The sequence below is a fragment of the Corallococcus sp. AB049A genome (assembly GCF_003668885.1).
Classification (GTDB): Bacteria; Myxococcota; Myxococcia; order Myxococcales; family Myxococcaceae; genus Corallococcus; species Corallococcus interemptor.
Map to the genome: position 1 here is coordinate 1 of NZ_RAWL01000350.1, position 9,301 is coordinate 9,301.

The following is a 9,301-nucleotide window of genomic DNA, read 5'->3' on the forward strand; positions in this document are numbered from 1 at the left end:
GCCCCAGTCCGACGACCTCGTCTATGACTGGGTGCTGGTGGAGAAGCCTCCCGCCGGCAGCGTCTGGCCGCTGCCGGCCGGGCGCATGGAGGAGCTCGTCAGTGCATGGCGCTCCGGGCCGGACACGCAGGTGCTCATCGACGATGCACACGTCTTCCTCGCGCGAGGCCGCTTCACCGCGAGTCGCTGACGTCCGCGCACAGGCAATGACCTGGCGGAGCGTGCCGTAAGAAGGGGCATGTCCCTTTCCCTGCTCGTGGGCGCCCTGCTGGCGGCGGCCCCCTCCAGCCCCTACCTGGATCAACAGCTCACCGGTGCCCCGTACTGCTACAACCCGGAGAGCCCCCTGCTGCACGAGGCCTTCCGCCGCCCGAAGCCCACGCCCGACACTCGCGTGGACAGCGCCGCGCTGGCGGAGGACGTGCGCTTCCTGCACCAGCTGCTGCGCACCACGTACTCCGGATGGCCGGAGCTGCTGGCGCACCGCACGTTTGATCCGGATGCCTTCTTCCAGGACTGGAGCGCGAAGGTGGCCGCGTCCGGGCCCACCGTGTCCTTCCAGGACGGCGTGCTCGCGCCGACCATCGCCATCCGCGAGGCGCTGACGGACAACCACTTCGGCCCGTCCGGCCTCCTGGGCGTGCTGAGCGCGGAGCCCCGGCTCGCCTTCCGCGAGTACCAGGCCGACGCGCCTCCGGGACTTCAGCTCACGTCCTGCGACGCGAACACGGTGGAGGGCGCGCAGGCGGACACGCTGCGGGTGGCGCCGGTGCTGAAGCCGGATGGCTCGCGGGGACAACGGCTCACCGTCTCCGCCCGAGGCGGTGGCGAGGCGCGGACGCTCCGGTGCGGCGACACGTCCGTGCCGCTCACGGTGCGCCCCGTGCACGCGTCCCGGAAGTTCGAGCCGAAGGACACCTATACGTACGAGCCGAAGGGCGACGTGGGCATCATCACCCTCCGCCGCTTCTCCGGACCACCGGAAGCGGAGGCCGGCTTGCGCCAGTTCGTCGCGGACGCGCCGAAGCACCGCAAGCACAAGCTGCTGGTGTTCGACTTCCGGGGCAACGGCGGCGGCGACGACAGCTACGTGTACCAGTGGCTGGACACGATGGTTCGCGGGCAGTGGTTCTCAACCGGAGAGGTGTGGATGCACGGTGCCTTCTACCCGTGCTTCCAATGGAACTCGCGCGTGCAGCGGCAGGCCATGGATGGACGGCTGGACACGCCGGAAGCGAAGGCCGAACGTGACGCCATCCGTTCCAAGTGGCCGGTGAAGCCGGAGCCCTCGCGCCCCGTGTTCGACAACGGTCGCGTGGAGGGCCACGCGAAGACGCCCTTCGCGGGACGCATCGTGGTGCTGGTGGATCGCAACTCCGGGTCCTCGGGGGAGAGCGGCGCGTACGCGCTGCACCTCGCCACGGGCGCGCCGATGGTGGGCGAGCGCACGGGAGGCTTCCTCACCTACGGCAACGCGCCGAGCTTCGTGCTGCCGCGCACGGGTTTCGCGTGGGTGGTGCCCAACAAGCGCAATTTTTTCGCCGAACCCGTGGAGGGCGTGGGGCACGCCGTCCAGGTGTACCTGGACGCGGAGGACCTGGAGCGTCCAGTAGCGGAGCTGCTGCCCCGCTTGCGCAAGCTGCCGTGAGTCAACGTGCCCCACGCACCGGGGCGCGTGTCCCGTCATGCCCCGTGAAAAGGGGGCCGTTATAGGTGTCTCGTGGGCCCGAGGACGCTGGCAGGGCTCATGCAATGCCTTGAATCCACACCGGCTCCCGAGCACGGAGCCCTACCCGAGGCGGACGATGAAGCGCGCACTGCGAATCACCTACCGGGGCATGGAGACGAGCGAAACCCTCAACGAGCACATCCGCGACCAGGCGGAGAAGCTGGAGCAGTTCCACGACGGCATCACCGGCTGCAACGTGGTGGTGGAGGAGCCGCACCGCCACCACGCGCAAGGCCATCACTTCCACGTGCGCGTGGAGCTGCACGTGCCGGGCAGGAACATCATCGCGGACCGCGAACCGGTGGAGCTCGCGGCCCACGCGGATGCCTACCAGGCCGTCACCGACGCCTTCGAGGCCGCGCGGCGCCAGCTGCAACACTACGCGGACCGCCAGCACGCGCACCGCTAGTCATTGGATGTCCTGCGTTGAGCGGATGGGCGCGGGAGCATGTCTGGCGTTGGACGTCCTGGGGTGAGGGCGGCTGGCGCGGTGGAGGTGTCCGGGATTGGCTCCGCGCACTTTGTCCATCCGCGGGGGGAACCGCCCATGTCGCTCGACCACTACGTCACCCTGGGCCGCTCCGGCCTGCGCGTCAGTCCCTTCTGCCTGGGGGCCATGACGTTCGGCGAGGACCTGGGCTGGGGCAGCAGCGTGGAGACGTCCAACGCCATCCTGGACCGCTTCATCGAGCGGGGTGGCAACTTCATCGACACGGCGAACGTGTACACGTTCGGGCACGCGGAGAAGATCATCGGGGACCACCTCGGGAGGCATCCCGCGAAGCGGGACCGGGTGGTCATCGCCACGAAGTTCTTCGGCAACCTCTTCGAGAGGGATCCGAACGGCGGCGGCGCGGGCCGCAAGTCGGTGATGGCGGCGTGTGATGAGTCGCTGCGCCGGCTGCAGACGGACTACATCGACCTGTACTGGATGCACGCCTGGGACGCGAACACGCCCATCGAGGAGACGATGCGGGCGCTGGACGACCTGGTGCGCTCCGGCAAGGTCCGCTACGTGGGCTTCTCCGACACGCCCGCGTGGAAGGTGGCGCAGGCGCAGGTGACGGCCTACTTCCGGGGCTGGGCGCCGCTGGTGGCGTTGCAGATTGAGTACTCGCTGCTGGAGCGCACGGTGGAGGGCGAGCTCATCCCGATGGCGCGGGAGCTGGGGCTGGGCGTGACGCCGTGGTCGCCGCTGCGCAGCGGCGTGCTGAGCGGCAAGTACACGCGGGAGAACGCGGGCAAGCAGAAGGCGGACCGGGGCGCGTGGGCGGAGGCGTCGCTCAACGAGAAGACCTACCGGCTCATCGACGTGCTCCAGCGCGTGGCGAAGGAGCAGAACACCTCCGTGGCGCGAGTCTCCCTGGCCTGGGTGCAGGGGCGGCCGGGAGTGGCCTCCACCATCCTGGGCGCGCGCACGCTGGAGCAGCTGGACAACAACCTGGGCGCGCTGGACGTGAAGCTCACGCCGGAGCAGGTGAAGGCGCTGGATGACGAGTCCCAGCCCACGCTCAACTTCCCGGCGGCCTTCCTCCAGGGAGCCCCGACCTTCATGCACGCGGGCCTGCGCGTGAACGGAGTCCAGGCCCCGCCCAGCAACCTGACGCCCAAGGCGAACACCCCCCGGTACTGAGCAGCTGTGGAAAGCCGGACCCTGTCGGCACACCGGCGCACAATGTGGAGTGCGGGGCCTTACGTTTCGGGCCTCGTTCGGGGGCAAATGACCGCTGGAGCGTTCACCGGCGGACGCTCGCGGTAGCGCGAACGGGGGGCGTCCCTAACATCGGCCCCCTGGCAGTGAGTCGGTGGTTGGGGCGGTCTGGCGCGGTACGGGCGGCGGGGAGGGTGGCGTGAGCGAGCTACTGACGGGCGATGTGTCTTCGCGGGCGCAGGTGGGCGGTTCGGACTTCTCCCGCGACCCCGAGTCCTTCGAAGCCGAGCTGGATGCGTGCCTCGACCGCGCGCTCGCCTCCGAGCCCTCCGAAGAAGAAGTGACCGTGCCGGAGTCCTTCGCCACCGGCCCGCTGCGCACGCTGCTCGACCTGGCCTCCACGGAGGAGTCCTGGCTCCAGTCGCTGCCGCAGCCCTCCAACGACAACGTGGAGCCCCAGCTCACGCTGTCCGCCGAGGCCGCGAACATCGTCATCCCGGAGTGGCTGCGCGCGGAGGAGCCTTCGTCCAGCGCTCCCCAGGAGAACTCCTGCGGCGCCGTGACGTCGTGGGACGCCGCGCCGCCGCCCGTCTGGGCCACGCCCGGCTCTCCGGCCGAAGCCTACGCGCCGCAGCCGTGGATGCCGTACGCCCCCGTGGCGCCCGAGCCTCCGCCGCCCGCCATCGACGATGCGTCCACGCGCATCCTCGGCATGAGCCCCATGTCCTTCGTCAGCGCCGTGGCCATGGGCGCGCTCGCCGCGGGCCTGCTCGTCGTCGCGGGCCTGCGCCTCACCGCGAAGGATGGTCCGCGGCCCGTGCCGCAAGCGCAGTCCGTGGTGGCCGTCACTCCGCGGACCGTCGGCGTGCAGGCCGTCACGATGGCTCAACCGAGCCAGCCGAGCGCCGTGACTCCGCAGACCTCCTCGCCGGACTTCGCGCAGTCCATCGCGGGCGCCGTGAACACGCCCGCGCTGACGGACGCGCAGCGCGCCGCGCAGGCCCTCACGCCGAACGCGCCCGTCCTCGCGGGCCCGGCGAGCGCGGGCCTGACCACCGGCCTTCAGACGCTGGCACCGGAACCGGCCGCGCCCACGCAGCCCGCCCCGGTGACGAAGAAGAAGGCTCCCGTGGCCCAGCGCGCGGCCACGCTCGAAGCCCCCGAGGACACCGCCGAGGTCCGCGAGATGTCCTTCGGCAGCGAGATCTCCGAGGAGGAGATGGCCCGGGCCCGTCAGGCCGCCGCCGAAGCCGAGGCCGAGGAAGCCGCGCAGCCGGAGTCCGAAATCGACGAGGACTTCGCCCGCGAGCTGGGCTTCACCGACGACGCGGAAGGCGCCGAGGCCGCCGCCCCGAAGCAGGCCCAGGAGAAGACCGTCTACATCCCGCCCGCGCCGACCTCCGAGCGCGAGAACCTCACGCCGGGAGACATCACCAACGTCGTCGTCACGAACCAGCCCGCCATCGCCGCCTGCGTCCAGAACTTCAAGACCGGCACCGCGCTGGAGAACGGCGGCCGCTTCCAGATGCGCTGGTCCGTGGACACCACCGGCGCCGTGTCCGGCGTCGCCATGGAGACCGAGGCGCTGAAGGGCTCCCCGCTCGCCGGCTGCATCGAGGACCAGGTGCGCGGCTGGAAGTTCCCCGTGCACCGCGTCGCGATGAACGCCCCCGTCCGCTACCCCTTCGTCTTCTAGTTGGACAATCGCAATATTCACGAATATGTATATACATGTCCATGAATGTTGACGTCTTCCAGACCCTGGCCGACCCCACGCGCCGCCGCATCGTCGAGGCGCTGAAGGGCGGCGAGCTGTCGGTGAACGACCTGGTGGCCCGGGTGGACATCCAGCAGTCGGGTGTCTCCCGTCACCTGGGCATCCTCCAGGAGGCGGGCTTCGTCCAGGTCCGCCCCGAGGGCACGAAGCGGCTGTACTCGCTTCGCCCGGAGCCCTTTCAGGAGCTGGAGGCCTGGGTCACCGGGTATCGCGGCCTCTGGGAGGCCCGGCTCGACCGGTTCGGCCAGGCGCTCGAGCGAAGACGCAAGGCACGCATGGGCACCCCCAAATCCGAGGAGGAACCCCCATGACGACGAATACGAAGCCCAGCACCATCACCTTCGAGCGCACCTACCTGGCGACGCTCGACGAAGTCTGGGAGCTGTGGACGACGAAGGACGGCTTCGAGTCCTGGTGGGGCCCGGAGGGCTTCTCCGTGAAGGTGCACGAACTCGACGCGCGTCCAGGGGGCCTGCTGCGCTACGACATGATCGCCACCGCGCCGGAGACGGTGGCCTTCATGAAGCAGGCGGGCATGCCGTTGGCCACCCCGAGCAGCTTCACGTACACGGAGCTGACGCCCAGGACGCGGCTCGCGTACCGGCACGCGGTGGACTTCATCCCCGGCATCGCGCCGTACACCGCCTCCTCGGTGGTGGAGCTCCAGGCGAAGGGCGACACCGTGCGGATGACGGTGACCATCGACACCATGCACAGCCAGGAGTGGACGCAGCGCACGTCCGCGGGCTGGGAGAGCCAGCTTCGCAAGCTCGACAAGCGGTTCCAGCGTTAGATTGCCGCATGGCCGCGCGGGAGGAAGCAGACCCCATTGAGTTGCACCTGTGTCACCGTTGCCTGATGAGGCTGCCGGTGGACGCAGGCGGGGTGGACCTGCCGCGGCGCGTGCGCGAAGCCCTCAAGGCCCACGGCCTGGCGGACAGGACGCAGCTCATCCCCGCGTCCTGTCTGGGTCACTGCCCCACGGGGAAGGTCACCGTGCTCGTGGTCCCCGACTCAACGGCGCGGGGCACGCACGCGAAGCTCATCGACCCGAAGGAGGACGGCGAGGACCTCGCGAGGCACCTGTCCGCGCGGCTCCCGAAGAAAGCCGGGCCGCCTTGAGCAGCGCTTCCATCATGGGCACGCAGCTGGCCGTGCCCGTGCCGGCAATCGCATAGGCGGTGCCGTGGTCCGGCGACGTGCGCGGCACCGGCAGGCCCAGCGTCACGTTCACCGTGCGCTCGAAGTCCAGCGCCTTGGCGGGGATGAGCCCCTGGTCGTGGTACATGGCCAGCACCACGTCGTACTTCGCGCCCACTTCGTCGGGCCGCGCGAACAGGCCGTCCGCGGGGATGGGCCCGTGCGCGTCCACCCGCTTCGCGCGGGCCTGGCGGATGGCGGGGCCAATCACCTCCACCTCCTCGCGTCCCAGCATGCCGCCTTCGCCCGCGTGCGGGTTGAGCCCCAGCACGGCGATGCGCGGCTTGCGGCCCACCACGGGCTCCAGGCTGCGTGACAACAGCTGCAGCTGCGCCACCAGCTTCTCCACCGTGAGCAGCTTCGGCAGCTCGGAGATGGGGACGTGGTTCGTCGCCAGCGCGATGCGCACGCGCGGCCCGTCCATCATCATCAGCACGTCCACGCCGAACGCGTCCGCCAGCACCTCCGTGTGGCCCATGAACGGGATGCCCGCGCGGGAAATCTCCTCCTTCGACACGGGCGCGGTGCACAGCGCGTCCACCGAGCCCGCGCGCATCGCGTCGATGGCGGCCCGCACGTACGCGTACTGCGCCTTGCCGCCTTCACGCGAGGGCTTGCCCGGCACGCGGTGCTTCGCTGGAAGGTGCGTCACCTCCACCACGGCGGGCCCCTGCGTGCGGCCCAGCTCCTCCAGGGCCACGCGAGGGAAGCGGCGGAAGAGGGGGAAGGACTCCAGCGCGGGCCCGTCTCCGAACACGACGGGCACCAGCGCGCGGCGCACCGAGGGCTTCGCCAGCGCCAGGGCCGTCACCTCCGGCCCGATGCCCGACACGTCCCCCAGCGAGATGCCCACGCGGGGCCGCGCGTCCGCCGTGGCCACCGCGCTCACATCTTCACTTCGACGTTGGCCTTCGAGCGCAGCTCCTGGACGTACTGGTCCAGGAACTTCTCCGTCTTGTCGTTGAGCAGCTTGGACTCCAGCTTGGGCTTCATCTCCTCGTAGGAGGCCACGGACACGTTGCGGCGCTCCTCCACCTTGAGGATGTGCCAGCCGAAGTTGGTGCGGATGGGCTCGCTGACCTCGCCCTCCTTGAGGTTGAAGGCGGCCTTCTCGAAGGCGGGCACCATCACGCCGCGCTTGAAGTAGCCCAGGTCACCGCCGTCCGACGCGCTGGGGCCCTCGCTGCGGGCGCGCGCCAGGGCCGCGAAGTCCATGCCCGGCCGGCGGGCCTCCTGCAGGATGCCCTCCGCCTTCTGCTTCGCGGCGGCCACCTGTTCAGGCGTGGCCTTGGGGTCCACCTGCACCAGGATGTGGCGGGCGTGCACCTCCACGTCCTCGCTCTCCAGGCGCGTGTACTGCGTGTACGCGGCCTTCAGGTCCTCCTCGGTGACCTTCACCTTGGGGCCCACCTTCATGCGCAAGAGCTTGTCGCGCACCACGCGCTTGCGCAGCATGTCCTTGTAGCTGGCGAGCGTGAACCCTTCGTTCTTGAGCAGCTGCTCGAACTGGGTGATGTCGCTGACGTTGTTCTGCTTGAGCACGTCCTGCACCAGCTCATCCACCTCCGCGTCGGTGGTGGTGATGCCCAGCTGCTGGACCTCGCCCTCCATCAGCTTCTCGCCGATGAGCGTGTCCAGCGCGGCCTTCATCAGCTGCGCGCGGGCCTCGGCGCGCTTGTGCGGGTCGATTTCGGAGTTCACGCGCTGGAGCTCCGGCGCGGCGCGCTGCTGCACCTCCGACAGCGGGATGATGTCGCGGTTCACCACCGCCGCCACCCTGTCCACCAGCTCCGCGCGGGCGGACGTGCCACCCGCCAGGAGCATCACCGCCGCCAGGAACGCCACCAGGTTCTTCATCGCAACGACCCTCTTGAACACCATGACACCGGGGCGCCCAACCGCCGGGCCCCCGGAAAAATCCTTCACTTCGCCGCCGCCTGCGGCGCCGGCCGCCCGCGGATGGTCTGCAGCGTGGCCTCGTTCACCACCACCTGCGCCTTGTCCCGGAGGTCCTTCTCGAAGGCCTCCTGCGCCGCCGCCCGCTTGGCCTCCAAGAGGCGCCCCTCCACCTTCGCGCGCACCTCCGCCAGCTCGCGCTTCCTTGGCGCCTTGCGCTCCAGCACCTTGAACAGGTGGTAGCCGTACTCCGTGGACACCACGTCCGAAACCTGCCCCACCCCCAGCTTGAATACCACCTCGTCGAAGGCCGGCGGCATCTGTCCCCGGGGGAAGAAGCCCAGGTCGCCCCCCACCTTGGCGTCCGCGCTGAGCGAGTAGCGCCGGGCGAGGTCGGAGAACTTCTTGCCCGCCTTCAGCTGCGCCTGGAGCTTGCGGGCCTCATCCAGCCCCTTCACCACCATCTGGGCCGCGTGGACCTCCTCCGGCTCCTGGAAGTCCGCCTCATGCGCCGCGTAGTACGCGCGCAGCTCCTCCTCCGTCACCGCCACGCGCGAGTAGACGTGGTTCGTGAAGAGCTTCTCGATGGTGAGCCGGCTGGCCTCGCGAGCGCGAAGCTCCGCCATGGACAGCTGCCCCTGGGCGAGCACTTCATTGAAGTTGCCCGCCGGGTAGTCGCCCGACAGCCGCAGCACGCCCCGGTCCACCTCTTCGGGCGTCACGGCGATGTTGTTCTGCTTGGCGGCCTGGAGCAGCAGCATCCGCTTCACCAGCGTGTCCACGAGCGCCCGCTTGAAGGGCTCCACCTCTTCGGGCGTGGGCTCCGGCCCCTCCGTGGTGGCCAGCTCCCGCGCCAGCTCCTGTTCGAAGTCCGTGCGGCTGAGCGACTCACCGTTCACGGTGGCCACCACCGTGGGGTCCGGCCCCTCCTGGGCCTGCGGCCGGCAGCCCGTCAGTCCGAGGACTCCGAGCGCGAGCGCAGCGGAACACGACAGCAGGGAGGCGCGGAAGGAAGCGGGACGCATGCGCGGGGGCCTCGGGAGAGGGG

At 70.0% G+C, this 9,301-nt stretch carries 10 protein-coding genes and 1 pseudogene; 8 read left to right on the plus strand and 3 right to left on the minus strand.

The features are described from left to right. The 8 genes and pseudogenes from D7X55_RS43575 to D7X55_RS29470 all read left to right on the plus strand — a co-directional run. A pseudogene (locus tag D7X55_RS43575) lies at positions 1-190 on the plus strand (hypothetical protein); the annotation flags it as partial. 48 nt (positions 191-238) lie between these two features. After that, positions 239-1,648 carry a S41 family peptidase gene (locus D7X55_RS29440; RefSeq protein ID WP_121724805.1) on the plus strand — a complete coding sequence of 470 codons (1,410 nt, stop codon included), beginning with the start codon at positions 239-241 and terminating at the stop codon, positions 1,646-1,648. Positions 1,649-1,805: 157 nt separating this feature from the next. Then, entirely contained in the window at positions 1,806-2,138 is a 333-nt protein-coding gene (locus D7X55_RS29445) for an HPF/RaiA family ribosome-associated protein (RefSeq protein ID WP_120552202.1), read from the plus strand. A 138-nt stretch (positions 2,139-2,276) separates the two neighbouring features. Further along, complete coding sequence (locus D7X55_RS29450; protein WP_120552201.1) at positions 2,277-3,362, plus strand: aldo/keto reductase; 1,086 nt, start codon at positions 2,277-2,279, stop codon at positions 3,360-3,362. 217 nt (positions 3,363-3,579) lie between these two features. Then, positions 3,580-5,076, plus strand: coding sequence for an AgmX/PglI C-terminal domain-containing protein (locus tag D7X55_RS29455; RefSeq protein ID WP_147468420.1), 1,497 nt, complete (start codon positions 3,580-3,582; stop codon positions 5,074-5,076). 41 nt (positions 5,077-5,117) lie between these two features. Beyond that, positions 5,118-5,468: a helix-turn-helix transcriptional regulator gene (locus tag D7X55_RS29460; protein ID WP_120552208.1), complete on the plus strand. Its 351-nt coding sequence runs from the start codon at positions 5,118-5,120 to the stop codon at positions 5,466-5,468. Continuing rightward, entirely contained in the window at positions 5,465-5,950 is a 486-nt protein-coding gene (locus D7X55_RS29465; protein ID WP_121724807.1) for an SRPBCC domain-containing protein, read from the plus strand. The genes D7X55_RS29460 and D7X55_RS29465 overlap by 4 nt, the downstream gene beginning before the upstream one ends. A gap of 77 nt (positions 5,951-6,027) precedes the next feature. Then, positions 6,028-6,279 (plus strand): hypothetical protein, encoded by a 252-nt coding sequence (locus D7X55_RS29470; RefSeq protein WP_233610144.1) that lies wholly within the window; start codon positions 6,028-6,030, stop codon positions 6,277-6,279. On the opposite strand, the gene pdxA is transcribed toward D7X55_RS29470, so the two are convergent. From pdxA to D7X55_RS29485, 3 genes are all read right to left on the minus strand, one after another. Beyond that, complete coding sequence (pdxA, locus tag D7X55_RS29475) at positions 6,200-7,246, minus strand: 4-hydroxythreonine-4-phosphate dehydrogenase PdxA (RefSeq protein ID WP_121724808.1); 1,047 nt, start codon at positions 7,244-7,246, stop codon at positions 6,200-6,202. The genes D7X55_RS29470 and pdxA overlap by 80 nt on opposite strands. Then, complete coding sequence (locus D7X55_RS29480) at positions 7,243-8,214, minus strand: peptidylprolyl isomerase (protein ID WP_120552196.1); 972 nt, start codon at positions 8,212-8,214, stop codon at positions 7,243-7,245. The genes pdxA and D7X55_RS29480 overlap by 4 nt, the downstream gene beginning before the upstream one ends. Before the next feature lie 65 nt (positions 8,215-8,279). Continuing rightward, the gene (locus D7X55_RS29485; protein ID WP_120552195.1) at positions 8,280-9,278 is read right to left on the minus strand and encodes a peptidyl-prolyl cis-trans isomerase; all 999 of its coding nucleotides are present in this window, start codon (positions 9,276-9,278) and stop codon (positions 8,280-8,282) included. Positions 9,279-9,301 lie beyond the last annotated feature (23 nt).